Genomic DNA, 25,286 nt, shown 5'->3' with positions numbered 1-25,286 from the left:
CCTACCACCGCCGTCGACGACAGGACGCCCTCGGCCGGTTGACCCCCATCGAGTACGAGACCATCATGACCACGCCAGCCACCCAGGCTGCGTGACCCAACCTGTCACCTATCCGTGCAGCAGACCCGTCTTCCGAGACGGAGGCTGGCCGTGCTCAGTGCGCAGATCGGTACAGGTCGCTTTGTGGGTCCAAGACGTCAGCTTCGCTTCGGACGTCGGGGTGCAGTCCGGCGAGCAGACATCGCGCGTGTGTGAAGAACTGCTGCTCCCGTTGTTCCATCTCTTCCGAGCTCCACTTGCTCACAACGATGAGCGCACACGGGTCGAGTGCGACGTCATCTACTGTCTTGCCGGAGAAGGCATGCTCGAAGAGCGTGCCATGGCCGCACAACGCGACGCGCACAGGTTGAGGACGCACTCTGACACTCGTGTTGCTTCAAACACGTCCCGCTGCCAGTTACCGACGGGAGTTGCCGCAGTCAGGACGAGAGCGCATCGACGAGTTTCTTGAATCTCCATTGCCAATGAGGTTCGCTCTCGCTGACTGAGGCGACGGAACTGCATGCTGATCACCGCCTCTGCGGCGTCCTCGTCGATGTTCATGAGGACGGCCAGCCGTCCTCGGGCTTCGTCAGTGTCGGCGGACTGAGCGACAGCATCCAGGACCTCGTTACGCCGCTCGACCGCAGCCGAGACAGCTTTCAGTATCCGCAGACGGTGCTCCGCCTTCTCACGCTGCTGATCGTCCACATCGCCACCCTGGCAGCCACTGCCAGTGGGATTGGCTGAAGTCGGGTCGGCTCTCGAGAGCGACAACTCCCGCCTCGTCTATATCCGCGCCTACCAGTCAAGGAGGACGATGCGCGGACCGCGTGGAACTGCTTGGTGTCGGCGCATCGGTGCAGGTCAGCATGCGAGTCTCTCGTTTAATGAGCCGGATCGCCGGGTGAGCCAGTTGCTACCCGGAGGACTTGGTGGCTCCAACCAAGAGAGGTCGATTTCAGCCCTGTCGGGCATGTCGACAACGCTAATTGCTCGAGCGTTGCCGACGACCGTCTGGCGTGCGGAAAGTAGGCCGAGCTCTGAATCCTCCGAGATGCCCGCCCAGTCTTGGGGCCGAAAGGGATGGATCGCCAGCTGGCCGACCTCGCCTGGTCGGAGGCTGCGGACACCGCCCTGCAGGATGATTGGCCCCTCGAGGATCCGACCTGTGGCCTCATGAAGCCAGTTCGACCGCATGCCAGATTGGATCGGCCGCAGCTTGCCGCTGCCGACTGCAGCACGTGTCGACAGCGACACCTCTACGACGAAGCGGCCGTTGTGCGTCAGCATCCGCTGCCAGCCGTACTCAGGCTCCATGTGCTGAAGTCTCCCCCACTACGGCGCTTCTTCACCCGAATGGAGTGGCAGCGACGGCCCTGTGTTGCAGTTGCCGGGTGGCCGACTCCCGTCTCGTCAATATCCGGCTCTACCACTCAACCAGGACGAGTCGCAAGCAGATGCAAGACCCTGTCTCCAGGCGCCGTTGCCGGCTCACTTGCTCCGGGAGCGATGGCGGCCGATTCGCAGCCCGCGGCGGACGGCGTAGACCGCGAACACGAGCGCGCTTGCGCTAAGCAGCCACGCAGCGGTGACGCTGACCGCCGGACCCGAGGTGCAGTAGCTCTCCGCTGGAAAGTCGACCGCGTAGTCAACGCAGACGCCGGTCCCGTAGCCGAAGGCCGTGGCTGGGACTCGCGGTCACAAGTGCGGCCAGGAGCCATCCCCATGCCTTCCGAGGCTCCTCGTTCCTCGCCATGAAGAGAGGCTAGTGACCGGGACGCTTCCAGAAGCTAGTCCCGCCTTATGAATATCCGCGCCTACCAGTCAAGACGCGGGAGTGGCAGGGAGAAGTTGGCCGGCTAGCGAGCCAGACGACGCATGCGCCGTTCCACGTCGAGTGCAGGGTCTTCCGAGACGGAGGCTGGCCGTGCTCAGTGCGCGGATCGGTACAGGTCGCTGTGTGGGTCCAAGACGTCAGCTTCGCTTCGGACGCACCCATGCAGATCTCCCCGACCACCACCGACTACGACCACGCCAGCCGGTGGCTCGACGAGATGCACGTCAACGGCGTCGAGGGCCTGGTCCTCAAGGGGCCCGACCGGGCATCGAGAAGCTGATGGAAAGTGAACCACCGCGACACCGTGGAAGTCACCTGCGGCGCGCGTCATCGGCACCCTCGAGCGGCTCGAGGAACTCATTGTCCGCCTCCCCATTGGCGACCAGCTTCGCATCGTCGGACGCGCCCCGCAGCACCCGCCCGCGCCCTCGCCTATCTGCTCCGCCCACCCGCCGGCGAACACCTGTGGCCACCCGCATCCCGCACGCCGCGGTCGACCGCTTCGCCCGCGGCAAAGACCCCATCGACGTCACCCTCGGCGAACCGCTCGTCGTCGAGGTCACAGCCGATGTCGCCTGGTCGGGCACCTCCTACCGCCACCACTCCGTTACTGCGCGTTAGGCCGGAGCTCCAGGTTCACGACGTCATTCCGCAGGCGTGACCGCGCATCGCCGGAAGGGTTGCTTCAGCGCTCCAGCCCGTCGCGCCGCTGAGCCTGTGGGCTGCGGGAAACATGGGCACGCCGCCTGCCCGAGGGTGGTGCCCGTCTGCAGGTTCGTGCCGACCAACGGTGCGCCTTGTTGACCAGCATCGTGACGTAGCGCTCCGGGTCGGCCCGTGCGGAGGTCGTGTCACTGGCGCTCGGGCCCGGCCAGCAAGGCGGTGAGCGTGTCCACGTGGTCGGCGAGGGCCGTGAGGTCTCGGGAGCGGAGCGCCACGAGCAGCGACCGGGCGGTTTCGCTCGCTGCCGCGTTGCCGAAGGTGCCGCTTGACCCGGCGATCTGGTGCGCCATCTCTGCGGCGTCCGCCCAGGCACGCTCCGGTGTCTCGGGCCCGAGGTCTGCGCAGAGACGCTCCAACCGCTGTGCACGTTCGCGGTTCCGTCTGGCGGCCCGCAGCGAGAGTACGGCCATGACGCCCTCGATGCCGCCGGCGTCGTCGGCTGTCATGCATCCCGTCCGATGAGGCGAGCGACGTCGTCGGCGAGCGTCATCGGATCGAACGGCTTGGCGATCACCCCGGTCGCCCCGTTGAGGGGCCACTCCTCCTCGCGGCCCGCGGTCGCCTTCGCCGTCAGGTAGATGATCGGGACGTCCCGTGTCTCGGTTTCCGCGCGGAGCATCTTCAGGATTGCGGGGCCGTCTACCCGGGGCAGCATGACGTCGAGCAGGACCACGTCCGGACGGTCCGTGCGGGCGACCTTGACAGCTTCGGCACCGCTCGACGCCGTGGTGACTCGCCAACCCCCGACAAGCTCCAGCGCCATCTGCGCCACCTCACGGATCGTCTCGTCATCATCGACGACGAGCGCATGTCCGGCTCCCATAGCTTCCCCCCGTCAGCACATCGGCGCGGCTTCGCGACCGACACCTGCGACGTTACCGTCTCGTTGCCCGGCTTCACTACCGTGGGGAAGAGTGCTCATCGATATGGTCTGCCCATGGGGGCAGACGTGGCGCGGGTCCGTGACGTGACCTTTCGCCGGTCGGCAGTCGCCGCGACGCTGTGGATCCTCGCCAGTATCGCCGTCCTGCTGAGCGGACTCCCGGAGACCGTCCGGGCCTCGTTCTCCGGCGGCGCCATCGCCGTGACGGCGGTCCTGGCCGCGACCAGCTGCCTCTTCGCGGCGCGGCGGTCCCGAGGCCGCCGCAAACGGGCCTGGGCACTGCTCGCCGCGGCCGGCTACGTGGGGTTCTCCGGCAACGCCGTCGCGCTGCTCACCGGGACTACGCAGACCGGGGATCTGGCTTACCTCGGCGCGCTGCTGATCGGGGCGCTGGCGCTGCTGTCGTTCCCTTCGAGCCCGGTTCGCCGCACCCATGTGGCGCGGATGTTGGTTGACGGCGTCGTGGTTGGCGGCTCGGTGCTGTTCATCGCGGCCGTCGCGGTCTTCCCCGGGCGCGAGATGGTCGGCGCGTGGCTCTCCTATGTGATCGCACTCGTTCTGCCCCTCGTCGACGCCGTGCTGGCCACGCTGGCGGTCTTGCTCATCACCCGAAGCTCCCGGTCCGACTTCGTGCCGCTACTGCTGGTGGGGCTCAGTTTCGTGCTGTACGCGCTCGCCGACCTGTCGTACGCGGCGCTCGGCGTCGCTGCCTTCTCCCTGGGCAGCCCCGTGGATCTCGGGTGGATCACCGGGTACGCCATGGGTGGGCTCGCCGCGCGGCACCCAGGCGCGGTCGGCGCGGCGTCTGAGCCGCGCCGGGACGAGTCGTCACCGGTCGTCGCCACCGTGCTTACGTTCTCCCTGTTCATCGTTGCCGCTGCGGTGGGCGTGGCTAACGTGGCCGGCGCGCCGTGGAGCCCCGTGGCCACTGCCTTGTGGATCGTCATACTTCTCGCCGTCGCGGCCCGCCAGACGATCCTCGTCGTGCACAACGAGCGCCTGCGGCGGGAGCTCGAGGGCCGGGTGCGCGCCCGGACCTCCGAGCTGCGCACGATGACCCAGTCCACCGAGCTGGTGCTGGCCTCCGTCGCCGACGGCATCTACGGCGTCGACCGAGCCGGCAAGGTCACATTCGTCAATCCCGCCACGGCCCGCGTGCTCGGTTACTCTCCCGCTGACCTCGTCGGACACGACGCCCACGAGACGTTCCACGCACCGGGTCCCGACGGCGTGCCGTTTCCCGCCGACGGGTGCTACATCACCGAGGCTGTCCGTGACGGCGTGACCACCTCCGCCGAGGAGGACCGCTACCGGCGGTCGGACGGGAAGGACATCCCCGTCGAGGTCACCGCGAGCTCGCTGCTCGACGGGGCCGTCGTGATCGGCGCGGTGGTGGTCTTCCGCGACATGACGCAGCGGCGCGAGGTCGACCGGCTGAAGAACGCGTTCGTCTCGGTCATATCCCACGAGCTACGCACTCCGCTCACATCGATCCGCGGGTCCCTGGGGCTGCTCTCCGGCGGAGCGGCGGGCGAGCTGGACCCTCAGGCGGCGCGCATGGTCACGATCGCACTGGAGAGCAGCGAACGCCTCACCCGCCTCATCAATGACATGCTCGATGTCGAGTGGATGGAGGCGGGGGTGTCGCCCATCGAGCCGATCGACCACAGCGCCCGAGACCTCGTCGATGCCGCGATCGACCAGGTACGCGGGATGGCAGCCCCCGAGGGAGTCTCGGTCCGGCTCGGCGAGGTGACCGGCCACGTGCACGCCGACGCCGACCGCATGGTCCAGACCTTCATCAACCTGCTCGGCAACGCGGTCAAGTTCTCGCCCCGGGGATCGGAGGTGGTCGTCTCTGCCCGCCCGTCGGGGGCGTTCGTGGAGTTCCGGGTCGCCGACCGGGGACGCGGCATCCCGCCCGACCGCCTGGAGGCAATCTTCGGACGGTTCGAGCAGGTCGACACGACGGACGCCCGTGAGAAGGGCGGCACCGGCCTGGGGCTCGCGATCTCCCGGAGCATCGTCGAGCGTCATGGCGGACGCATCTGGGCGACGAGCACGCTGGGCGAAGGGTCGACGTTCCACGTCACCGTCCCTCGTGCCGAGACCGCGAACCACATCGCGGCCCGGGCCACCGAGACGGACCTGATTGATGTCAGCGTCACAGAGAAGGAGATGGAATGAGCTTCGCGCACAGCGAGAGCAACACCGTGGAACCGGCCATGCACGACGACGCACCGACGGTCCGGGTCAGCACGGGGTCCGGCGCAGGACGGACGCGGTTGTCGGCGTTCGACGCAGCCCTGCGAGACGCCGGGGTCGCCAACTTCAACCTCATCCGGCTCAGCTCGGTCATCCCGCCCGGGAGCGACGTGCGCGAGGTGGCACCGGTCGACCAGGTGGCCGGCCGGCACGGCGATCGTCTCTTCTGCGTGTACGCGGAGGCGCACGCCGAGCTGCCGTACCACGAGGCCTGGGCGGGGATCGCCTGGGCGTTGAAGAACGACGGGAGCGGTGCCGGGCTGTTCGTCGAGCACGAGGGTCCGTCCAAGGAGCAGGTCGACCGGGACCTGACGGCATCCCTCGAGGATCTCATCGCGGGCCGGGGCGGCGGATACACCACGGCCGGGCGGGCGTTCGCCAACGCCATGTGCGAGCACGAGCCGGTGTGTGCCGTCGTCGTCGCGTCGTACCTCACGCAGGGGTGGTCGGATTCGTGACACGCCCGGGCCGCGCCCAGGTGAGCACGTCAAGAACGCTGAGCGACGACCTGATCGAGGCGTTCTGGCCGACTTACCTCGCCGCGTTCGAACCGCTCGAGACACGGGCCGCCGCCCGGCACGTCCTCACACGCGAGGAGTTCGAGGAGGAGATGCGCGACGAGCGCATCCTCAAGCTGCTCGCACGCGACCACGATGGCCGCGCCGCCGGTCTCACCACGCTCGCCACCGACCTAGAGGCAGTGCCGTGGATCAGCTCGGAGTTCCACGCTCGCCGCTACCCCCAGCACGCCGCACGCAGAGCCATCTACTACGTCGGGTTCACGCTCGCCCACCCGGGCCACCGCCGCAGCCTGGTGTTCGTCGACATGCTGGACGCACTCATCGACATCCTGGTGAACGACCGCGTCGTGTGCGCCTACGACATCAGCAGGTACAACGACGAGACCCTGCGATTCGCTGAGCACCTCTTCGCCCGGGCGCGACGGGTGTCCGACCTCGAAGTGGAGCGCGTGGACGTGCAGACCTACTATGCGGCCACATTCCACGGCCCGCGCGGCTCCTGAGCTGAGGCAGGCGACGTTCCCCCACCAATACCGGCGCCGGCGATGGAGAGCATCGTCGGCCCCCGCGGGCCCAGCAACAGCTGAGTCGCCGGATGGAGAGGTGACGGCGGCGGTGTAGTAGTCATTTGCACGGGCGCCGTCATCCATGTTCATCTCTTGCAACGTATCCGAATCGGTATGTTTATGCGTCCGTTCACCAGTTGAGACATCGACGGTTCGGGCCGGCGATCTACCTTCGCTGGACGAGCCAGCGCGACAGCCACCTCGTCGATATCCGCCGTTAACAGTGAAAAACAACGTCAAGTGAATTCTTCCAAGACTTGACCTCGTCCGACAGGCTGGTGCACATGCGACTCCTTGCCCTGACGGCCACCGCAGTCCTTCTCGCCGGCTGCAGCTCCGGCTATGGAGAATCGCCTGCGACGACACCTTCTTGCGGGGCGACGGCGCCCGGCGTGCCCCCTGCCCCAGGAGCCACGACCACTACTTCCTCGGAGAACGGAGCAAGGCTGACCATCCCCGAGCCGTCGGGAGAGATCGCTCGCTCCGTGTTCGGCGCGGACAGGCAGGACGTCGTCTCGGGGGACGCGGTCGCGGGCGGGACCCTCGAGGTGCGCGTCGCCTGCACGGACCCCGGCGGGGGAACCGGGTGGTTCGCTGTCCTTGACGCCCGCGAGAGTTCCACTGGCGGGCTTGGCAGCGTCATGAGCGGCCAGTTCGTGTGCGATGGCACCGAGATGGTCGTCTCCACGACCGCCCCGTTCTCAGGCCCGCTACAAATCACCTTCAGGCAGGTGCCCGACGGGGCCGTGGAGGGCTACGCCATCCTCAGCACTGACTAGACCGAGTCCCGTCCATGAGGGGGTTGAAGCTGGCGGGAACGTCCAGCCGTCGTCGGCTGCACCCAACCTAGGTCCAGATGCTTGCGGCAATCAGAGCGGCTATTGCCAACAGTGCGACCACGACCGACAAAAAGATCGGCCAGAGGCGCCGCGGGGTCCGCCGAGGTCCGTCCCGCGAGATCGGCTGCATCAGATTGTTGTTGACACCGGGTCGCATCCCGAGAGGCAATTGATCATTGCCGCCACTCTTCACGTCTACCTCCTTCGGCGCGTCGCTGCTAAGCGGAACCCGAGCCGCTTCCCCAGAGGAGATGAGTGCTGGCCACGGCGACGATGACAGCGGCGCCCACGACCAGCAGCAGGACAGCGGGCAACGCCGGTCTGTTTCGAGAGACGAGCCGGCGGAGAAGCTGCACCGCGCCGAGTCCGCCGAGGATCGTGGCCCATGCCAGAAGCGTCCAGCCGACGATCTGTGCGGCGATGAACAGCGTTTCGGCGCTGTCGCTCATGAACCCGATCGTGTCACCCACGCCGAGCACGATGGCGGCGGCACCCGCGAGAGCAAGCGTGGCGACCGCTACCACCGTCTCGGGGCTGGTCCGGGTCCCCTCCATGCCGGCGAGCCTATCCCCCAGGACGTCGAGCGCATCCCATTTCGGGCGGTTGCCCGCTTTTCGACGGCGGCGGCTGGAAGTGTTTCGCGGCGACTCAGCCGGGTGATACCAAAACGCGACCTTCATTTCGGAGGAATGCGTCCACAGTTGCCCCTACTGTGCCAAGGACATCACCGATCTTCGAACAATCAGGGGTTCCATCCATCATGCGCAAGACACTGGCCGCCCTGGCCCTCGCCGGCACCTTCTTCCTGGCGGGCTGCGGTGGCACCGCCGCGGACGAGCCGGCCGCGGCTCCCACAGCTGACGGAGCTGGCACCGCCGAGCCTGCGGCGTCCGCACCCGCCGAGACCGTCGACACCTTCGACGTCGAGGTCGGCGACTGCATCGCCTACCCCAAGGAGCAGCAGCGGGAGATGGAGCAGGCGACCGAGGCCACCGAGGCCCCGATGGACGTCGAGACGGTGCCGTGCGAGCAGCCTCACGACAGCGAGGTCTACGCGATCTTCGACCTGCCCGACGGTGACTTCCCCGGCGAGGAGGAGGTCATCGCCGCCGCCGACGAGGGCTGCTTCAACGAGTTCGAGCCGTTCGTCGGCAACTCCTACGACAACTCCGTTCTCGACATCGAGTACTTCTTCCCCTCGCAGGAGTCCTGGTCCTTCGACGGCGACCGGCAGGTCACCTGCATGGTCTACCACCTGGACGGCGAGCCCCTCGTCGGATCGGCGAAGGACTCCGCGCTCTGAGGTCCGGACCCGAAGGGCCCACGCGAGTCGCGGCTGGTCGCGTTTCTCCAGCGTGACCAGCCGCCGCCGTCGTGGGCGTTAGGGGCGCGAGGAGAGCACCGCCGGGTCGCACGAACGGCGCTACCCGGTCCTCTCCACCTCCAACGTATAGCGCTCCGGGGGGCTTGCGGCAAGGCCCTCCTGCTCCCGGAGAATCCCGGTCGCAGGTGGATCCAGACGAGCCCGGAGCTGATGACGTGCCCCCCGTGACGACGAGTGCCTTCGACCTGCCCGAGCACCTTGCCCACAAGGCGGCCCCGGCGCTGACCGCCGACGACGAGCGTCACTTCGCGGCGATCGCGGAGAGCCTCGAGCAGTCGATCGCCGACCTGGCCGACCGTCTCGACGTCGCGCGCAGATGGCCCGTCCGCACGGGCCAGGAGGCGATGGATCGCGACCTGGAGATCCACCGGCTGACCTCCCGGCTGCGGACCCTGCGTCGCTTCGACCTGGATCTCTGCCTGGGCCGCACGGTCGCACCCGACGGCGCCGAGCCCGTGTACGTCGGCCGGCTCGGGCTCACGGACCGGGCGGGGCGCCGGCTGCTCGTCGACTGGCGCTCCCCCGCTGCCGAGCCGTTCTTCGGGGCGACCCACGCCAACCCGATGGGCCTCGCCAGCCGCCGGCGGTACCGGTGGACCCGCGGCCGGGTCAGCGACTACTGGGACGAGGTGTTCACCGCGGACGCACTCGAGGGGCACGCCGCGCTCGACGACCAGTCCGCGTTCATCGCCAGCCTGGGCGCCAGCCGCTCCCCTCGGATGCGTGACGTGCTCGGGACCATCCAGGCGGACCAGGACGCGATCATCCGCGCAGGTTCCGACGGCGCGCTCGTCGTCGACGGCGGCCCCGGCACCGGCAAGACCGTCGTCGCCCTGCACCGCACCGCCTACCTCCTCTACGCCGACCCGCGCCTGGGCCACCGGCGCGGCGGCGTGCTGTTCGTCGGGCCGCACGAGCCGTACCTGAGCTACGTCTCCGACGTACTGCCCAGCCTCGGCGAGGAGGGCGTGCGGACGGCGACACTGCGCGACCTCGTGCCCGAGGGGGCGACGGCGTCCGTCGAGCCGGACCCGCGGGTCGCACGGCTCAAGGTGTCGGCGGACCTGGTGCGGGCGATCGAGCCCGCCGTCCGCCTGTACGAGGAGCCGCCCGCCGAGGGGATGACCGTCGAGACACCCTGGGGAGACATCTGGCTCAGCCCGCGGGACTGGGCCGAGGCTTTCGCGACGCCGGACCCCGGCACCCCGCACAACGAGGCGCGCGGCCAGGTCTGGGAGGCGCTGCTCGAGATCCTGGTGGACAAGCTCGGGGCGGAGCTCGCCGCCGATGACGAGGTCGACGACTTCGACGAACGCCGGGACGACGACGAGGAGGAGTTCGACGCGTACGGGCTGGCCGGCGAGAGCGACGACGGCAGGCTCCGCCGGGCTCTCGGCGGCAACCGGGAGCTGGCGCGGGCCTTCGGCCGGGCGTGGCCGCTGCTGGAGGCGACCGACGTCGTCGGGGACCTCTGGTCGGTACCCGCCTACCTGCGCATGTGCGCGCCGTGGCTGCGGCCCGAGGAGGTGTCCGCCCTGCAGCGGCCGGACGCCCACGCCTGGACGACCGCGGACCTGCCGCTGCTCGACGCGGCGCGCCGGCGGCTCGGCGACCCGCGCGCGTCGCGCCGCCGGCGCCGGGAGGAGGAGGCGGTCGCCGCCGAGCGCGAGCGCATGGCCGACGTCGTCGGAGACCTCATCGCGAACGACGACTCGGACCTGGGCGTGATGTCGATGCTGCGCGGCCAGGACCTGCGCGCCGCCCTGGTGCACGCCTCGACGACGCCCGGTCCGGACCACGACCTGCTCGCCGGCCCGTTCGCGCACGTCGTCGTGGACGAGGCTCAGGAGCTGACCGACGCCGAGTGGCAGATGCTGCTGGCCCGCTGCCCGTCCCGGAGCCTCACCGTGGTCGGCGACCGCGCGCAGGCCCGGCGCGGCTTCACGGAGTCCTGGGAGGAGCGGCTGCGGAGAGTTGGGCTCGACCAGGTCCGGCTCGCCTCCCTCAGCATCAACTACCGGACGCCGGAGGAGGTGATGGCGGAGGCCGAGCCGGTCATCCGGCTCGTGCTCCCGGACGCGAACGTGCCGACCTCCGTCCGCTCGGGAGGCGTTCCCGTCGTGCACGGGTCGGCCGCCGACCTGGGCCCGATCCTCGACGAGTGGCTCGACGCCCATGCCGAAGGCATCGCCTGCGTCATCGGCGCCCCCACCCTCACGACGAGGTCCCGCGTCCGGGCCCTGACGCCCGAGCACGCCAAGGGCCTGGAGTTCGACCTTGTCGTCCTCGTCGACCCCGAGTCGTTCGGGACGGGAGTCGAGGGCGCCGTCGACCGCTACGTCGCGATGACCCGGGCGACCCAGCAGCTCGTCGTGCTCACGACGCCGTGAGGCCGACGACCTCGGCCGCACGGGGCGTCGCGCCGGTCGGCGCTGCTGCCGCAGAGGTCGCCCGCCTCCGCCCCCTCAGCCGACGTAGGCCGCGAGGTGCTCCCCCGTAAGCGTCGAGCGGGCGGCCACGAGGTCGGCGGGCGTGCCCTCGAAGACGATCCTGCCGCCGTCGTGACCCGCGCCCGGCCCGAGGTCGATGATCCAGTCGGCGTGCGCCATGACCGCCTGGTGGTGCTCGATGACGATGACCGACTTGCCGGAGTCGACGAGCCGGTCGAGCAGCCCGAGCAGCTGCCGGACGTCGGCGAGGTGGAGGCCGGTGGTCGGCTCGTCGAGGACGTAGATGCCGCCCCTCTCCCCCATGTGCGTGGCCAGCTTGAGCCGCTGCCGCTCGCCCCCGGACAGCGTGGTGAGCGGCTGGCCGATGGTGAGGTAGCCGAGCCCGACGTCGGCGAGCCGGTCGAGGATCTTGTGCGCGGCCGGCACCCGGGCCTCGCCGTCGCCGAAGAACTCCTCCGCCTCGCTGACGGGCATCGCCAGCACCTCGGCGATGTTGCGGCCGCCGAGCGTGTACTCCAGCACCGAGGCCTGGAAGCCCCTGCCCTCGCACTCCTCGCAGGTGGACTCGACGGTGGCCATGACCCCGAGGTCGGTGAAGATCACGCCCGCGCCGTTGCAGGTGGGGCAGGCGCCCTCCGAGTTGGCGCTGAAGAGCGACGGCTTGACGCCGTTGGCCTTGGCGAACGCCTTGCGGATGGGGTCGAGCAGCCCGGTGTAGGTGGCCGGGTTGGACCGCCGCGAGCCGCGGATCGCGCCCTGGTCGATCAGCACCACGCCGTCGCGGCGGGCGACCGAGCCGTCGATCAGCGAGCTCTTGCCCGAGCCCGCGACCCCCGTGAGGACGCACAGCACCCCGAGGGGAATGTCGACGTCGACGTCGCGCAGGTTGTGCGTGCTGGCGCCGCGGATCGAGAGCCTGTCGCCCGGCGTCCGCACCGTCTCCTTCAGCGCTGCCCGGTCGTCGAGGTGGCGGCCGGTGAGCGTGCCGCTCCCCCGCAGCTGCTCGACGGTGCCCTCGAAGACCACCTCCCCACCGCCGCTGCCGGCACCCGGGCCGAGGTCGACGACGTGGTCGGCGATGGTGATGGTCTCCGGCTTGTGCTCGACGACGAGGACGGTGTTGCCCTTGTCTCGCAGTCGCAGCAGCAGCTGATTCATCCGGGCGATGTCGTGGGGGTGCAGGCCGATGGTGGGCTCGTCGAAGACGTACGTGAGGTCGGTGAGGGAGGATCCGAGGTGACGGATCATCTTGGTGCGCTGCGCCTCTCCCCCGGACAGTGTGCCCGCCGGCCGGTCGAGCGAGAGGTAGCCCAGCCCGATCTCGGTGAACGAGTCCAGGAGGTGCCGCAGCCCGCTGAGCAGCGGAGCCACCGACGGCTCGTCGAGGTCGCGGACCCACTGGGCCAGGTCGCTGATCTGCATCGCGCACAGGTCGGCGATGTTCTTCCCCCTGATCCTCGACGAACGGGCCTCGGGGCTGAGCCGGGTGCCGTCGCAGTCCGGGCAGGTGGTGAAGGTGATGGCGCGGTCCACGAAGGCGCGGATGTGGGGCTGCATCGCCTCGCGGTCCTTGGCGAGCATCGACTTCTGGATCTTGGGGATCAGGCCCTCGTACGTGAGGTTGATCCCCTCGACCTTGATCTTGGTCGGCTCCGCGTAGAGCAGCTTGTGCAGCTCCTTCTTGGTGAACTGCCCGATCGGCTTGTCCATGGGAAGACCGGCCCCGCTGAAGATGCGGCCGTACCAGCCGTCCATGCTGTAGCCCGGGACGGTGAGTGCGCCGTCGCTGAGCGCCCTCGAGGCGTCGTACAGCGCGGTGAGGTCGAAGTCCGTGACCGAGCCCATGCCCTCGCACCGCGGGCACATCCCGCCGAGCTGGGTGAAGGTCGCCTTCTCGGCCTTGGTCCTGTTTCCGCGCTCCACCGTGATGGCGCCGCTGGCCCGCACCGTGGGCATGTTGAACGAGAAGGCGTTGGGCGAGCCGATGTGGGGGTCTCCGAGCCGGCTGAAGAGGATGCGCAGCAGGGCGTTGGCGTCGGTGGCGGTGCCGACGGTGGACCGGGGGTTGGCTCCCATCCGCTCCTGGTCCACGATGATCGCCGTCGTCAGCCCGTCCAGGAGGTCCACGTCCGGGCGGGGCAGGTTGGGCATGAAGCCCTGGACGAAGGCGCTGTAGGTCTCGTTGATCATCCGCCGCGACTCCGCGGCGATCGTGTCGAACACGAGCGAGCTCTTGCCCGAGCCGGAGACGCCGGTGAACACGGTCAGCCGGCGCTTCGGGATCTCGACGCTGACCTCCTTGAGGTTGTTCTCCCGGGCACCCTGCACGCGGATGAGGTCGTGACTGTCAGCGACGTGCGGTGCGGCGGCCGACGCCGGGGCGTCCGTCCTCGTGGCCGTGCTCATCGGTTCTCCATCTCTCGGGGCGGTGGCGCCGTCGGGCGCCGCGGTCGTCAGACCATCTCAGTATCAGGCGGGACCGACTCAGCGAATTTCCTGGATCCGGATGAGGTTGCCGGCAGGATCGCGGACGGCGCAGTCGCGCACCCCGTAGGGCTGCTCGGTCGGCTCCTGCACGATCTCGGCGTCGCTCGACGCCAGCCGCTCGAAGGTGCCGTCGAGATCCTTGGTGGCCAGGAGCAGCATGGCGTAGGTGCCCTTGGCCATCATCTCCGCGATGGTGCGGCGCTCGTCCTCGGTGATGCCGGGGTTGGCGCCGGGCGGGTCCAGGACGATCGACGTCTCCGGCTGACCGACGGGCCCGACCGTGATCCAGCGCATCGTGCCCTTGCCGACGTCGTTGCGGACCTCGAAGCCGAGGGTGTCGCGGTAGAACGCCAGCGAGGCGTCCGGGTCGTCGTGCGGGAGGAAGCTCGCGTGAATGGTGATGTCCATGGCGATCAGGCTAGGTGCGGCGCCGAGGCCTGCGCTTCTCGATTCCTGACCGGTCTGGTGACCTGTTTGGCGACGCACGGAGCCATCCCCTGCGTCGCACCCGCCGACTCCCGCCGGTACGTGCTCGGAGGCACGCCGACCAGCTCCGCGAAGCGCGTGCTGAAGGTGCCCAGCGACGAGCAGCCGACGGCGAAGCAGACCTCCGTCACGCTGAGGTCGCCACGGCGGAGCAGCGCCATCGCCCGCTCGATGCGCCGAGTCATCAGGTAGGAGTACGGCGACTCGCCGTACGCCCGGCGGAACTGGCGGCTGAGGTGCCCGGCCGAGAGGTGCACACCTCGGGCGAGCGCCTCGACGTCCAGGGGCTGCGCGTACTCGCGGTCGATCCGGTCGCGCACGCGGCGCAGCAGCGCGAGCTCGCGCAGGTGCCGGGTGTCGGCTGCCCCGCTGCTCATGGCCGTGATCGTGCCACGCCGCGGGCCGGTTGCCCAGGAGCCCGAAGCCTCCCGCTCCCCCTTCTCGGGCGTCGGCCGCGCGGCGCGATCGGAACTACTTGCGCGACTTATCGTAAAACGATAGGTTCATACCGTTCATCGATCTAAGGAGCCGTCCCGTGGGAAACCTCGCCCTGCACGCACTGCGGATCGTGCTAGCGATCTGCCTCGCCGGCACCCTGTTCGTCCAGGTGGTGATGGTGCCGCTGCTCGCCGTCGACCTGCAGCAGGAGGAGGGTCTCGTTCTCGGAAGCCTCAGGCTCCCCGCCCTGGCCGTCGTCTTCCTGTGCCTGGTGCTGCTGGGCATCGTCACCGTGCAGGTGACGCTGGTCTGCGTGTGGAAGCTGCTGACGATGGTCCGTCGCGGCACCGTGTTCTCGCACGCGGCCTTCCGGTACGTCGACATCGTGATCGGCGCGATCGCCGCGGCGGCCGTGCTGATGTTCGGGGTCGCAGTCGTCCTCGCCCCGGGGGAGATCGCGCCCGGCATCGTCCTCCTGATCTGCGGCGCAGCGCTGATGATCGCCGGCGTCGCCCTGATCGTCTACGTCATGCGCATGCTGCTCGCTCAGGCGGTCGCCCGCGACGCCGAGGCCAGCAACCTCCGGGCCGAGCTCGACGAGGTGATCTGATGCCGATCGTCGTCGACATCGACGTGATGCTGGCCCGTCGGAAGATGGCGGTGGGGACGCTCGCGGAACGGGTCGGGATCACGCCCGCCAACCTCGCGGTGCTCAAGAACGGTCGTGCCAAGGCTGTCCGCTTCACGACGCTCGCCGCGCTGTGCGAGGTGCTCGAGTGCCAGCCAGGCGACCTCCTGCGCTGGGAGCCCGAGAAGCCGGCGGCCGTGGTGGCGTCGGCGGACGGTGGGCGCGGCGAGAAGTGACCTCCGGCGGCCGCGGCTACGGGAGGCGCGACGCGCGGCGCACCACCGCGGCACCGGCGCGCCCCGCGTCCAGCGGCACGGGGCTGTGCAGGACCGCCGTCCCCCGGTGGAGCACGCCGTCCGTCAGCACCCGGCAGCGCACTCCCCCGCGCCCGCGCATCGCCGCGTGGGCGCCCTGGGCGAGCACCCGGTCCATCCAGGCACAGGGGTTGGCGGGCCGCCCGACCAGGAGCCGAGCGGAGCCTCCGTGCGACTCCAGCACGATCTCCTCGCCGAGCAGCGGGGCCAGCTCGGCTCCGCGTAGGACCACGTTGCGCCGGGTGCGGAGGGGGTCGAACGGGCCCGCGCCCAGCTCCGCGGCCATGGCTTCGAGGGCCTCGACGGCGATGAGGGTCACGGCGGCGTCCATGTGGGCGGCCTTGCCGAAGAACCGGTCGCCGACGATGCCCTTGCCCGCCACGAGCTCGACCCGGTCGGCGTCCGTCGTCGGCACGGCCGCGGCACCGTCGCGCGCGCGACCGAAGTAGGCGTGCTGCGGCGAGACCAGCAGGTGCAGGATCTCGACGTCGTACCGGTAGCGCTCCGTCACGGGTCCACGCCTTCCTGGCTCACGAGTCCGCCTGGCTCCGCGCCGCGGGGCCGAGGCTGTGGCCGCTCAGTGGGGCGTACGCGTACCACCCGCCGGTGTCCGGCCGGGGCTCCGACGGCGGGACAGAGGTGTCGACGTCCCCGTCGGGCGTGTAGATGACCTCGATCCCCAGCTCGTCGCGGAGGTCCTGAGCGAGCACGGATCCGGCGGCCGTGAACCTCTCCTCGGTGCGCGCGTCGGGCCAGTCGAAGTTGTGCGCCGCGAGCGTCTGGCCGAAGAGTCGGTTCCACCGAGCGAGCCGCTCCCGCAGCTCGGACGAGATCGGCAGCGTGGCCAGCGCGACGGGGCCCGCACGTTCCGGCGTGCGGTCCCACAGGGGTGATTCCGCCCAGCCGTGGAACAGCTCCACACGGGCCGGCACCCCCCATTCCTCCGCCATGGCACCATCGTGCCGCACCGGCCGGTGCCGGGGCGTCCGAGCTGCCGGCGTCGAGCCAACGTCCACCGTAGGCCCGAGGTGCCGCGCGTTCCGGGCTCCTTTCGGACCGGATCCTCCGATCCTCCCTTCCCGGTGCGCGTCCCGACCGTCACTCGCTGGTGCGCAGCAGGATCCAGGTGGCGCCCGCACGCCCGAGCTCGCGCCCGTCGGCGCCGTAGGCCGTGGTCGCGGTGAAGTACTTGCGGCCGTCCTGCCCGAGCAGCTCCCCCATGACGACGACGTCCTCGCCGGCCAGCGGCGTGGCGGAGACCTGCGCCGTCATCCGCCCGAGCACCATGGGGCGGCCCTCGATCGGCGCCGCCCAGCCGCCGGGACAGTCCAGCGCCGCCCAGACGAGCTCCGGCCGCCCGGCGAGGTCGGCGGCGACGGACCACACGCAGGCGGTACGCCCGTCCTGGAGCCGCCCCGGCTCCAGGCGCAGGCCGTCGCCCGGCGCCCGGGCCGGGCCGCAGACGAAGCAGTGCGGGAAGGGGTGCTGGTGACGGCCGCCGTAGTGCTCCGCCGTCGTCCGCGCGACGTCCGCCGGCACCGGTGCCACGGCGCGGAGCTCGTCCCCGGCGTGCACGGCCTCGGCGACGAGGACGTCGTCGGAGGTGAGCCGCACGCCCTCGCCGGAGCGGGTGAGGCTCAGCGGCCGGTCGAGGGGCGGCGGGACCCGCAGCGTCACGGTCACCGGGCCTTGGCCGAGCCCGCCGGCGACCAGCCCGGCGACGTACCCGCCGTTGCCGGAGTCGTCGGGCCCGCGGAAGCGGCGGTCCACCGTGATCGTCATGGCGAGCACGGTAGCGCCCGGCCCGGGGCCGCAGGGTGCGGGACCCTGGGGACAAGAAGGGGCGGGTCACCCCGCCGACGTCACGCGGGCTGGATGACGTCCCAGCGGTTGCCGTAGAGGTCCTCGAGGATGATGACCCGCCCGTGGGGCTCCTCGCGGATCTTCTCGGTCGGCACGGCGCCGTGGGCGAGCGCCTGGGCGAGCGTCGTGTCCAGGTCCTCCACATGCAGGAAGAACCCGACCGCGTCCCCGTTCTGCCGGCCGACGAGCGCCTCCTGCCCCGGCTTGGCGACGGCGAGCCGCAGCCCGGCGCCGCCGTCGCGCGAGCCGACGACGACCCAGCGCTTGCCGCCGCCCTGCGGGCTGTCCTCGAGCAGGTCGAGCCCGAAGGCCCGGGTGTAGAAGGCGATCGCCTCGTCGTAGTCGCGGACGAGGACGTTCACCAGCGCGACGTGTGCCAATGCCACTCCTGTGCTGGTCGGTGAGGTCGGGTGTGCCGGAGGCCTACGAGCTCGGGACGGCCGCGGCGCGGTCGCGGAGCGGCAGCCAGGCGAGGACGTCCTGGATCGTCGCGTCCCAGAAGGCCCAGTCGTGCGCGCCGGGGCGCACGTCCCGGGTGAGGTCCGCGCCGGCACGGTCCGCCGCCCGGGCGAAGCTCTCCTGCTGCGCCAGGAGCGGGTCGTCGGTCCCGCACGTCGCGTACAGGCGCGGCAGCGAGGTGGCGTCGGCGCCCTCGAGGAGCGCGAGCAGGTCGTGGTCGGTGCCCCGCAGCGGGGCGGAGCCGAAGACGCGCTGGAGGAGCTCGGGCATGTCCCCGTCCTCCTGGAGCCACGCGACGTCCAGGGCGCCCGAGAGCGACGCCGCCGCCGCGAACCGGTCCGGCCGGGACAGCGCCCAGCGCATCGCCCCGTACCCGCCCATCGACAGCCCCGCCACGAACGTGTCCTCGCGGCGGTCGGAGACGCGGAAGAGCTGGCCGACGACCTGCGGCAGCTCGTCCATGAGGAACGTGCCGTACCGGTTCCCCTGGTGCTCGTCCACGTAGAAGCTGCGGTCCACCTGGGGCATCACGACGGCGAGGCCCCGGTCGGCGACGTAGCGCTCGATCGAGGTGCGCCGGGTCCAGATCGTCGCGTCGTCGCTCAGGCCGTGGAGCAGGTAGAGCACCGGCGGCGGGCCGGCGGGCGCCGCGCCGGTCATGCCGATCTGCTGCGTCGTCGCCTGAGGCAGGATGACCGTCATGGACGTGCTGAGGCCCAGCACGTCGGAGAAGAAGTCGCAGCGCAGCAACGCCATGGGGGCTCCTCGTCTCTACCGGCGGGCGGTCAGCGGCACGGGCCCCGGCCGCGCTCGCCGAGCAGCGCCCACGCCCCGGGCAGCACCAGGGCGGCCGCGACGGCCTTGACGACGTCGCCGAGGACGAACGGCACCACACCGAGCGCGAGGGCCTCGCCCAGGCCGACACCGAGGAACGCCATCAGCCACAGCACGCCAGGGACGTAGACGAGCGCAGACGCGCCGATCGCGCCGAGGGCGGTACGCCAGGGCGAGCGGTCCCCGCCACGGCGGGCGAGGTGCCCGAGTGCCGCGGCGGCGGGCAGGTAGCCGAGGACGTAGCCGAAGGAGGCCATCGCCCAGCCGCTCGCGCCGTCGGCGAAGACGGGTGCGCCGGCCAGCCCGGCCAGCATGTAGACGATGACGCTCAGGGCGCCGCGGACGGGGCCGAGCGACGCCCCGACGAGGAGCACCGCGAAGGTCCCCAGCGTGAGCGGGACGGGCGTGAAGGGCAGCGGCACGGCGAGCTGGCCGATCCCCGCGATCAGCCCGGCTCCGGTGAGCACGAGGGCGGCGTCGCGCGCCCGGGCACCGGGGACGACGTCGGCGAGGACGAGGGAACGCGACGCGGGGACGGCGGTGGCTGACATGCTTCTCCTTCTGCGGTGGTGCTGGTCCGCGCCAAGCATGCCGCACATCCGCCGGTCCGGGTGCGTTCGTCCGAGTTCGTCGCGGCCCCGCTCCCCCGCTCGACGGCTCGTGGGGGTGTGCCCCGGATAAGACGGAGGTCACAGAACTCGACGAGCAGAACCGGAACACCTGGAGGACGCTTGACGTTGGACCTGGTGGAAACACAGCGGGTGGTGGGCCCTGCCCGGCCCCCACTATCCGGACGGCGCGCACCTGCCTCCGGACCACTCACGAGCGAGGGAGATGCTCATGGCAGAACGCTCACTACGCGGTATGAAGATCGGCGCCAACAGCATGGAGTCGGAGGAGGGCGTCGAGCTCGCCCCCCGGATGCTGGCGGAGTTCACCTGCCCCGACGGGCACGTGTTCACGCTGCCGTTCTCGGTCGACGCGGAGCTGCCGCCGGTCTGGGAGTGCAAGGTCTGCGGCAAGGAGGCGCTGCTGCGCGACGCCTCCAAGCCGGAGCCGAAGAAGGCGGTGAAGCCCCCGCGCACGCACTGGGACATGCTCCTGGAGCGCCGCAGCATCGCCGAGCTCGAGGTGCTCCTCGAGGAGCGGCTCGCGCTGCTGCGCAGCGGCGAGCTGCGCCGTCGCAGCGCCTGACGCCACGCGCCACCACGGCCCGCCCGGTCCCCGGACCCGGCGGGCCGTCGCGCGTCCGGGGCCGTCGTCGGCGCGTGGTGAGCAGTCGGCGCGGGGCCCGGCTCAGCGGCGCGGGTGAGCAGTCGGCGAGAGGGCCGGCTCACCGGCGCGGGCGCGGCCGCCCGCGGGCCGCGAGCTGCCGGCCGAGGTCCGCGAGCTGCCGGCCGCGGTGGGCGAGGCCCCATGCGGTCGTGCGCCACAGGGCCTCGACGACGATCGCCCGGCTCATCTTCGACTGGCCCTCCGCGCGCTCGACGAAGGTGATCGGCATCTCCACGATCGTGCCGCCGTCACGGTGGACCCGCCAGGTCATGTCGACCTGGAAGCAGTACCCCTGGGACTCGATCTCCTCCAGCGGCAGGCGCCGCAGCGTCGCGGCCCGGTAGACGCGGAAGCCGCCCGTGGCGTCCTGCACCGGCACGCCCAGGGCGAGGCGGACCCACAGGTTCCCGCCGCGCGAGAGGACCTCCCGGTGCGCCGGCCAGTTGACCACCTGCCCCCCGGGCACCCAGCGCGAGCCCAGCACGAGGTCCGGCGCGTCCGAGAGCGCGGCGCGCTCGAGCAGCAGGGGCAGCTCCTCCGGCCGGTGGGAGCCGTCGGCGTCCATCTCCACCACGAGCTCGTAGTCGCGCTCCAGGGCCCACCCGAACCCGGCGACGTAGGCCCGGCCGAGCCCGTCCTTGGCGGTGCGGTGCAGCACGTGGACCGCCGGGTCCGTGGCCGCGGCGGCGTCGGCGAGGTCGCCGGTGCCGTCGGGGCTGGCGTCGTCGACCACCAGCACGTCCGCCGCGGGCACCGCCGCGCGCGTGCGCCGGATGGCGTGGGGCAGGGCGTCCCGCTCGTTGTAGGTCGGGATGATGACGAGCGTCCTCACCGGCGGCTCCTCCCGCCGCGGGCGGGCGAGCCGGTCCTCGCGCCACGAGCGGACGAGCCGGTCCTCGCGCCAGCTCTGGAGCCGCCTCGCGAGACCGGGGCCGTCGGGCGGCCGGCCCCGCGTCCGCCGCCGCCGGGACGACGCCGCACGGACGCCCGCCGCCGGGCGTCCCGCGCTCGCCGGGACGACGTCATGACCCCGGCCACCACCGCGGCGGCGGCGAGCAGCCCCGTGAGCAGTGCCGGCCACTGGCCGAGCCGGTCCGAGACGGTCAGAGTGGTCCGCAGCGGCAGGGCCTCGACCATCTGCTCGGCGGTGAACAGGCCGGTGGTGTCCTGGAAGACCCCGTTCGGGCTGACGATGCCGCTGACGCCGACGGTGGAGACTTGCACGACGGCGCGCCCGTGCTCGACCGCCCGGAATCGGGACATCGCGAGCTGCTGCGTCGACTCCTGCGTCATCCCGAAGGAGGCGTTGTTCGTCGGGATGACGATGAGCTCGCCGCCGGCCACGACCGACTCGCGGATCAGCTCGTCGTAGGCGACCTCGAAGCAGATCCCGACGGCGATCGGCACGTCCCGCCCCAGGCGCTCCACCGGCACGGGCATCAGGCTCATCTCCGTGCCCGCGGCCATGTCGACGGTGATGAGGTCGACGGCGCTGGTGAACTGCCGGAAGAAGTCGCGGTGCGGCATGTACTCGCCGAACGGCACCGGGTGCTGCTTGGTGTAGACGAGGTCCGTCGGCCCGTCCGGCTCCCACAGGATGAGCTCGTTGTACCGCGTGCGCGGGCCCTGGCCGCCGGGGGCGTCGACGTAGCGCTGCGTGCCGAGCAGGATCGGCGCGCCAACGGTGCGGGCGGCGCCCTGGACCACAGCTGCCACCCCGGCGTCGGTGCGCGGGTCGATGTCGGCGGCGCTCTCCGGCCACAGGACCAGGTCGAGGCCGCCCGGCTCCACCCGTTCGAGCAGGGCAGCTGTGCCCGCGGCGTGGTTCTCGGTGACCGCGCGGGCCTGCGAGCCGGCCTCGGCGCCCTGCTGCGGCACGTTGCCCTGCACCGCGCCCACCCGCAGGGTGCCCGCCTCGGCCCGGGTGCCCAGGGGCACCAGCCAGGGGGCGAAGACGAGCGCGGCGACGACGAGGAGGAGCGCGCTGGCCGCGCCCACCTGGAGGTGGCGCAGCCGGACCAGCGCCCCGGCCAGCACGGCACCGATGACCACGACCGCGCCGCTGACCAGCACGGTGGAGCCGATGGAGGCCAGACGCACCAGCGGCGCGTCGGTCTGGGAGAACGCGAGGTTGCCCCAGGGGAACCCGCCGAAGGGCCACCGGGCCCGCAGCTGCTCGACGGCGACCCACAGGACCGCGACAGCGAGCGGCTGCAGCCAGGTGCGGCGTTCGAGGAGCGGCACGCGCCGGACCAGGACCCAGGCCGCGGCGAAGACGCCGACGAGGGCGGCCTCGGCCACCGACAGCGCGATCCAGCCGATCGGCTCGCCGACCGCCTCGTCGGCCCAGTACAGGTGCGGGAGGAAGAAGCCGAGCCCCCACGCCAGTCCGGTGAGCCACGCCCAGGGCACGGAGTCGCGGCGCAGGGCGAGCACGAGCAGGGCGACGCCCACGTACGCCATGGGCCACCACGAGCGGTTCGGGAACGCGGTGTCGGTGGCGAGCCCGCCGGCGACCGCCAGGAGCAACGTCCACCCGCGCGACGGGACGGGGCGGGGCACCAGGTCAGTCTAGGTGCGCCGTCGTGAAGGGAGGCGCACGGCCCGCCGGGGCCGCGACGAGTGACCGTGACAGGCCCCGTGGTGTCAACGGCAGGCCCCCGGAGGAGCGACAGACCCGCGTGCCCCTCGGTCCGGCTGGGCCCCGGAGGGACCCAGCCGTTTTCTAACGGGCACGCGGGCCTGGTCACTGTCGATCCCGCGACGAACCACCCGCAGCAGGGTGCGCCCTGGGTTGCCTCGCGGGGGAACAGGGGACGAACCTAGCGCCAGTGAGGCGGGCGACACAAGCCGCCCGACGGCCCAGGTCATCGACGAAACCCCAGGTCAACGGTGATTGCCGGAAGCGGCTTCCGCTAAACATCCCGGCGTGTCGGAGGGCGTGTCGCCGACCGGGGCACCCTCACACGCTGGACCAGGCCACCACGCCGCGCCGGACGAGGCCCATGGCCTCGTGCGCCCGGACCGCCAGGCGCCCGCTCGGGGCGGCGGTGGCGAGCTGGTCGAGGACGTCGAGCACCTGCTTGCACCAGCGCACGAAGTCCCCGGCCCCGAGCTCCGCCGCGTCGAGGGCGTCCGTCAGCGGCGCCCCGGACGCCCAGAGGTGGACGGCCGAGACGAGGCCGAGGTCGATCGGCTCGGTCACCGGCACGCCGTGGAGCCGCTCGAGCTCGGCGAGGTCGTTGCTCAGGCTCACCGTCGCCGTCAGCGCCTGGCCGAGCATGCCGTGTCGGCCGCCCGGGAGAGTGCCCGGACCCTGCGGCTCGGGGGTCCGAGCCTGGTAGACCACCGTGGAGACGACCCCGGCGAGCTCGGCGGCGCTGAGCTGGTCCCAGGCGCCCGAGCGCAGGCACTCGGCGAGAAGGAGATCCTTCTCGGCGTACAGGCGCGCCAGCCACCGGCCCGCCTCCGTGACCGTGGTTCCGCCGTCGCCGGCCGCGAGGTAGCCCAGCTGGGCGAGCACCGCGCAGACCTTGTCGAAGTCCTGCGCGATGGAGCCCGTGCGCTTCTGGATCCGCGCGAGCAGCTCCTCGTGCTCGGCGGTGGCCCGCTCCCACCGGCCCGCCCAGCGGGCGTGGTCCTCTCGCTCGGCGCAGCCGTGGCACGGGTGGGCGCGCAGGCGGCGGCGCAGCTCGGCGAGCTCCTCGTCCGGCCCCGCCGGGCCCGGCCGCCCGCCCGTCCGGGGGTCGGCGAGATCGATGCGGCCCTCGGCGAGCGCGTTGCGCAGCGAGGAGGCCAGATCCCGCCGTTGCGCCGGGTTGCGCGGGTTGAAGTTGCGCGGCACGCGCACCGTGCCGACCCGCTGCACCCCGTGCGGCAGGTCCTGGGCCGTGAGGGTGCGCAGCTGCCGCTCGTCGGTGAGGACGTGGAGCTGGGGCCCGTCGAAGCCGCCGTCGTCGGTCTCGAGCACGACGGCGTGGGCGGTGCGCCGCCCCCGTGGGTACGCGACCACCTCCCCGCGGCGCAGCCCGGTGAGCGAGCCGCGCACGGCGCGGCGCCGGTCCGCGGACCGCTCCCGCGAGACGTCCGCCTCGCGCCGGCCGATCTGGCGGCGCAGCTCGGCGTACTCGGTGAAGTCGCCGAGGTGGCACCGCATGGCCTCGGCGTAGCCGGCCACCGCCTCGGCGTGCTTGCGGGCCTGCCGCGCCAGCCCCACCACGCCGCGGTCGGCCTGGAACTGGGCGAAGGAGGTCTCCAGCACCTCCCGGGCCTGCGACTGGCTCATGGTGGTGAGCAGGTTGACGGCCATGTTGTACGTCGGGTGGAACGCCGAGCGCAGCGGGTACGTGCGTCGCGAGGCGAGCCCGGCCACGCCGACCGGGTCGATCTCGTCGGAGTAGAGGACCACCGCGTGGCCCTCGACGTCGATGCCGCGCCGCCCGGCGCGCCCGGTGAGCTGGGTGTACTCCCCCGGCGTGAGCTGGACGTGGGCGCTGCCGTTCCACTTCACCAGGGACTCGAGCACCACGGACCGCGCGGGCATGTTGATCCCGAGCGCCAGGGTCTCCGTGGCGTAGACGACCTTGACCAGCCCGGCGGTGAAGAGGCGCTCCACCGTCTCCTTGAACACCGGCAGCAGGCCGGCGTGGTGCGCGGCGACGCCGCGCTCGAGCGCCACCGCCCACGTGTCGTACCCCAGGACCGCGAGGTCCTCGGGAGGGATCCCGGCCCCGGCGTCCTCGACGACGTCACGGATCTGCGCGGCCTCGGCCGCCGTCGTCAGCCGGATCCCGGAGGCCACCACCTGGTGCACGGCGGCCTCGCACCCGGCCCGGGAGAAGACGAAGACGATCGCGGGGAGCAGGCCCTCGCGGTCGAGCCGCTCGACGACGACGGGGCGCGGCGCGGGCCGCACGCGCGCCGGGAAGCGGAGACCGCCCCGTCCGCCGCCGCCCTGGTGGCGCGAGCTCCCGCCGTGGCCGCCGCGGCCGC

27 protein-coding genes are annotated in these 25,286 nt (G+C 71.5%); 10 read left to right on the top strand and 17 right to left on the bottom strand.

Going from position 1 to position 25,286, the window contains the following annotated elements; translation table 11 throughout:
• Positions 1-339 precede the first annotated feature (339 nt).
• Positions 340-750 (bottom strand): DNA gyrase subunit A, encoded by a 411-nt coding sequence (locus tag ABD774_RS19950; protein WP_345045172.1) that lies wholly within the window; start codon positions 748-750, stop codon positions 340-342.
• Positions 751-906: 156 nt separating this feature from the next.
• Complete coding sequence (locus ABD774_RS19945; RefSeq protein ID WP_345045170.1) at positions 907-1,359, bottom strand: hypothetical protein; 453 nt, start codon at positions 1,357-1,359, stop codon at positions 907-909.
• Positions 1,360-2,344: 985 nt separating this feature from the next.
• Here ABD774_RS19945 and ABD774_RS19940 point away from each other — a divergent pair.
• Positions 2,345-2,500, top strand: a complete 156-nt coding sequence (locus tag ABD774_RS19940; protein ID WP_345045169.1) for a hypothetical protein — start codon at positions 2,345-2,347, stop codon at positions 2,498-2,500.
• 230 nt (positions 2,501-2,730) lie between these two features.
• Here the strand turns inward: ABD774_RS19940 and ABD774_RS19935 are convergent, their stop codons facing one another.
• Together ABD774_RS19935 and ABD774_RS19930 are read right to left on the bottom strand one after the other, a co-directional pair.
• Complete coding sequence (locus tag ABD774_RS19935; RefSeq protein WP_345045168.1) at positions 2,731-3,048, bottom strand: Hpt domain-containing protein; 318 nt, start codon at positions 3,046-3,048, stop codon at positions 2,731-2,733.
• Complete coding sequence (locus ABD774_RS19930) at positions 3,045-3,425, bottom strand: response regulator (protein ID WP_345045166.1); 381 nt, start codon at positions 3,423-3,425, stop codon at positions 3,045-3,047. Before ABD774_RS19930 ends, ABD774_RS19935 begins: the two co-directional genes overlap by 4 nt.
• A gap of 114 nt (positions 3,426-3,539) precedes the next feature.
• Here ABD774_RS19930 and ABD774_RS19925 point away from each other — a divergent pair, with 114 nt between their 5' ends.
• From ABD774_RS19925 to ABD774_RS19910, 4 genes are all read left to right on the top strand, one after another.
• Positions 3,540-5,672, top strand: a complete 2,133-nt coding sequence (locus tag ABD774_RS19925; protein ID WP_345045165.1) for a sensor histidine kinase — start codon at positions 3,540-3,542, stop codon at positions 5,670-5,672.
• Positions 5,669-6,208 carry a pyruvoyl-dependent arginine decarboxylase gene (locus tag ABD774_RS19920; protein ID WP_345045163.1) on the top strand — a complete coding sequence of 180 codons (540 nt, stop codon included), beginning with the start codon at positions 5,669-5,671 and terminating at the stop codon, positions 6,206-6,208. The genes ABD774_RS19925 and ABD774_RS19920 overlap by 4 nt, the downstream gene beginning before the upstream one ends.
• Positions 6,205-6,774, top strand: coding sequence for a hypothetical protein (locus ABD774_RS19915; protein ID WP_345045161.1), 570 nt, complete (start codon positions 6,205-6,207; stop codon positions 6,772-6,774). The genes ABD774_RS19920 and ABD774_RS19915 overlap by 4 nt, the downstream gene beginning before the upstream one ends.
• A 347-nt stretch (positions 6,775-7,121) precedes the next feature.
• Entirely contained in the window at positions 7,122-7,616 is a 495-nt protein-coding gene (locus ABD774_RS19910) for a hypothetical protein (RefSeq protein WP_345045160.1), read from the top strand.
• A gap of 278 nt (positions 7,617-7,894) precedes the next feature.
• Here the strand turns inward: ABD774_RS19910 and ABD774_RS19905 are convergent, their stop codons facing one another.
• The gene (locus tag ABD774_RS19905) at positions 7,895-8,230 is read right to left on the bottom strand and encodes a hypothetical protein (RefSeq protein ID WP_345045159.1); all 336 of its coding nucleotides are present in this window, start codon (positions 8,228-8,230) and stop codon (positions 7,895-7,897) included.
• Between the two features lie 206 nt (positions 8,231-8,436).
• Here ABD774_RS19905 and ABD774_RS19900 point away from each other — a divergent pair, with 206 nt between their 5' ends.
• Positions 8,437-8,979 (top strand): septum formation family protein, encoded by a 543-nt coding sequence (locus tag ABD774_RS19900; protein ID WP_345045157.1) that lies wholly within the window; start codon positions 8,437-8,439, stop codon positions 8,977-8,979.
• A 236-nt stretch (positions 8,980-9,215) separates the two neighbouring features.
• Positions 9,216-11,450 (top strand): RNA polymerase recycling motor ATPase HelR, encoded by a 2,235-nt coding sequence (gene helR, locus ABD774_RS19895; protein ID WP_345045155.1) that lies wholly within the window; start codon positions 9,216-9,218, stop codon positions 11,448-11,450.
• Positions 11,451-11,525: 75 nt separating this feature from the next.
• Here the strand turns inward: helR and ABD774_RS19890 are convergent, their stop codons facing one another.
• The 3 genes from ABD774_RS19890 to ABD774_RS19880 form a co-directional block, all read right to left on the bottom strand.
• Positions 11,526-13,916 (bottom strand): ATP-binding cassette domain-containing protein, encoded by a 2,391-nt coding sequence (locus ABD774_RS19890; RefSeq protein ID WP_345045154.1) that lies wholly within the window; start codon positions 13,914-13,916, stop codon positions 11,526-11,528.
• A 78-nt stretch (positions 13,917-13,994) separates the two neighbouring features.
• Positions 13,995-14,405, bottom strand: coding sequence for a VOC family protein (locus ABD774_RS19885; protein WP_345045152.1), 411 nt, complete (start codon positions 14,403-14,405; stop codon positions 13,995-13,997).
• A gap of 5 nt (positions 14,406-14,410) precedes the next feature.
• A complete protein-coding gene (locus tag ABD774_RS19880; protein WP_345045151.1) occupies positions 14,411-14,860 on the bottom strand; it encodes a helix-turn-helix transcriptional regulator in 450 nt (149 codons plus the stop codon).
• Positions 14,861-15,018: 158 nt separating this feature from the next.
• On the opposite strand from ABD774_RS19880, the gene ABD774_RS19875 reads away from it, so the two are divergent.
• Positions 15,019-15,531 carry a DUF2975 domain-containing protein gene (locus ABD774_RS19875; RefSeq protein WP_345045149.1) on the top strand — a complete coding sequence of 171 codons (513 nt, stop codon included), beginning with the start codon at positions 15,019-15,021 and terminating at the stop codon, positions 15,529-15,531.
• On the top strand, positions 15,531-15,785 hold the full coding sequence (locus tag ABD774_RS19870) for a helix-turn-helix domain-containing protein (RefSeq protein WP_345045148.1): 255 nt from the start codon (positions 15,531-15,533) through the stop codon (positions 15,783-15,785). Before ABD774_RS19875 ends, ABD774_RS19870 begins: the two co-directional genes overlap by 1 nt.
• A gap of 16 nt (positions 15,786-15,801) precedes the next feature.
• Here the strand turns inward: ABD774_RS19870 and ABD774_RS19865 are convergent, their stop codons facing one another.
• From ABD774_RS19865 to ABD774_RS19840, 6 genes are all read right to left on the bottom strand, one after another.
• The gene (locus ABD774_RS19865; protein ID WP_345045146.1) at positions 15,802-16,374 is read right to left on the bottom strand and encodes an MOSC domain-containing protein; all 573 of its coding nucleotides are present in this window, start codon (positions 16,372-16,374) and stop codon (positions 15,802-15,804) included.
• A gap of 19 nt (positions 16,375-16,393) precedes the next feature.
• Positions 16,394-16,813 carry a hypothetical protein gene (locus tag ABD774_RS19860; RefSeq protein WP_345045145.1) on the bottom strand — a complete coding sequence of 140 codons (420 nt, stop codon included), beginning with the start codon at positions 16,811-16,813 and terminating at the stop codon, positions 16,394-16,396.
• A gap of 148 nt (positions 16,814-16,961) precedes the next feature.
• The gene (locus tag ABD774_RS19855) at positions 16,962-17,645 is read right to left on the bottom strand and encodes a hypothetical protein (protein WP_345045143.1); all 684 of its coding nucleotides are present in this window, start codon (positions 17,643-17,645) and stop codon (positions 16,962-16,964) included.
• 80 nt (positions 17,646-17,725) lie between these two features.
• A complete protein-coding gene (locus ABD774_RS19850) occupies positions 17,726-18,112 on the bottom strand; it encodes a VOC family protein (protein WP_486327350.1) in 387 nt (128 codons plus the stop codon).
• Positions 18,113-18,149: 37 nt separating this feature from the next.
• Positions 18,150-18,941 (bottom strand): alpha/beta hydrolase, encoded by a 792-nt coding sequence (locus ABD774_RS19845; RefSeq protein ID WP_345045140.1) that lies wholly within the window; start codon positions 18,939-18,941, stop codon positions 18,150-18,152.
• A 29-nt stretch (positions 18,942-18,970) separates the two neighbouring features.
• On the bottom strand, positions 18,971-19,570 hold the full coding sequence (locus ABD774_RS19840; protein WP_345045139.1) for a biotin transporter BioY: 600 nt from the start codon (positions 19,568-19,570) through the stop codon (positions 18,971-18,973).
• Positions 19,571-19,859: 289 nt separating this feature from the next.
• Here ABD774_RS19840 and ABD774_RS19835 point away from each other — a divergent pair, with 289 nt between their 5' ends.
• A complete protein-coding gene (locus ABD774_RS19835) occupies positions 19,860-20,213 on the top strand; it encodes an RNA polymerase-binding protein RbpA (RefSeq protein WP_248255888.1) in 354 nt (117 codons plus the stop codon).
• Between the two features lie 139 nt (positions 20,214-20,352).
• Here the strand turns inward: ABD774_RS19835 and ABD774_RS19830 are convergent, their stop codons facing one another.
• The 3 genes from ABD774_RS19830 to ABD774_RS19820 form a co-directional block, all read right to left on the bottom strand.
• Positions 20,353-21,126: a polyprenol monophosphomannose synthase gene (locus tag ABD774_RS19830; RefSeq protein WP_345045138.1), complete on the bottom strand. Its 774-nt coding sequence runs from the start codon at positions 21,124-21,126 to the stop codon at positions 20,353-20,355.
• A complete protein-coding gene (gene lnt, locus ABD774_RS19825; RefSeq protein WP_345045136.1) occupies positions 21,123-22,856 on the bottom strand; it encodes an apolipoprotein N-acyltransferase in 1,734 nt (577 codons plus the stop codon). Before lnt ends, ABD774_RS19830 begins: the two co-directional genes overlap by 4 nt.
• Positions 22,857-23,256: 400 nt before the next feature.
• On the bottom strand, positions 23,257-25,286 hold a 2,030-nt coding region (locus tag ABD774_RS19820), incomplete at its 5' end, for a DEAD/DEAH box helicase (RefSeq protein ID WP_345045135.1).

Origin of the sequence: Georgenia daeguensis, assembly GCF_039537705.1 — a bacterium.
GTDB classification, from domain to species: Bacteria; Actinomycetota; Actinomycetes; order Actinomycetales; family Actinomycetaceae; genus Georgenia; species Georgenia daeguensis.
Note: the sequence above shows the minus strand (reverse complement) of the source record. Positions and strands in the feature narration are given on the sequence as shown.

Bases quoted from the DNA above. Each gene is read 5' to 3' on its own strand.
- ABD774_RS19945 (WP_345045170.1), bottom strand. From the start codon at position 1,359: ATGGAGCCTGAGTACGGCTGGCAGCGGATGCTGACGCACAACGGCCGC.
- ABD774_RS19935 (WP_345045168.1), bottom strand. From the start codon at position 3,048: ATGACAGCCGACGACGCCGGCGGCATCGAGGGCGTCATGGCCGTACTC.
- ABD774_RS19930 (WP_345045166.1), bottom strand. From the start codon at position 3,425: ATGGGAGCCGGACATGCGCTCGTCGTCGATGATGACGAGACGATCCGT.
- ABD774_RS19925 (WP_345045165.1), top strand. From the start codon at position 3,540: ATGGGGGCAGACGTGGCGCGGGTCCGTGACGTGACCTTTCGCCGGTCG.
- ABD774_RS19920 (WP_345045163.1), top strand. From the start codon at position 5,669: ATGAGCTTCGCGCACAGCGAGAGCAACACCGTGGAACCGGCCATGCAC.
- ABD774_RS19910 (WP_345045160.1), top strand. From the start codon at position 7,122: ATGCGACTCCTTGCCCTGACGGCCACCGCAGTCCTTCTCGCCGGCTGC.
- ABD774_RS19905 (WP_345045159.1), bottom strand. From the start codon at position 8,230: ATGGAGGGGACCCGGACCAGCCCCGAGACGGTGGTAGCGGTCGCCACG.
- ABD774_RS19900 (WP_345045157.1), top strand. From the start codon at position 8,437: ATGCGCAAGACACTGGCCGCCCTGGCCCTCGCCGGCACCTTCTTCCTG.
- ABD774_RS19890 (WP_345045154.1), bottom strand. From the start codon at position 13,916: ATGAGCACGGCCACGAGGACGGACGCCCCGGCGTCGGCCGCCGCACCG.
- ABD774_RS19885 (WP_345045152.1), bottom strand. From the start codon at position 14,405: ATGGACATCACCATTCACGCGAGCTTCCTCCCGCACGACGACCCGGAC.
- ABD774_RS19880 (WP_345045151.1), bottom strand. From the start codon at position 14,860: ATGAGCAGCGGGGCAGCCGACACCCGGCACCTGCGCGAGCTCGCGCTG.
- ABD774_RS19870 (WP_345045148.1), top strand. From the start codon at position 15,531: ATGCCGATCGTCGTCGACATCGACGTGATGCTGGCCCGTCGGAAGATG.
- ABD774_RS19860 (WP_345045145.1), bottom strand. From the start codon at position 16,813: ATGGCGGAGGAATGGGGGGTGCCGGCCCGTGTGGAGCTGTTCCACGGC.
- ABD774_RS19855 (WP_345045143.1), bottom strand. From the start codon at position 17,645: ATGACGATCACGGTGGACCGCCGCTTCCGCGGGCCCGACGACTCCGGC.
- ABD774_RS19845 (WP_345045140.1), bottom strand. From the start codon at position 18,941: ATGGCGTTGCTGCGCTGCGACTTCTTCTCCGACGTGCTGGGCCTCAGC.
- ABD774_RS19840 (WP_345045139.1), bottom strand. From the start codon at position 19,570: ATGTCAGCCACCGCCGTCCCCGCGTCGCGTTCCCTCGTCCTCGCCGAC.
- ABD774_RS19835 (WP_248255888.1), top strand. From the start codon at position 19,860: ATGGCAGAACGCTCACTACGCGGTATGAAGATCGGCGCCAACAGCATG.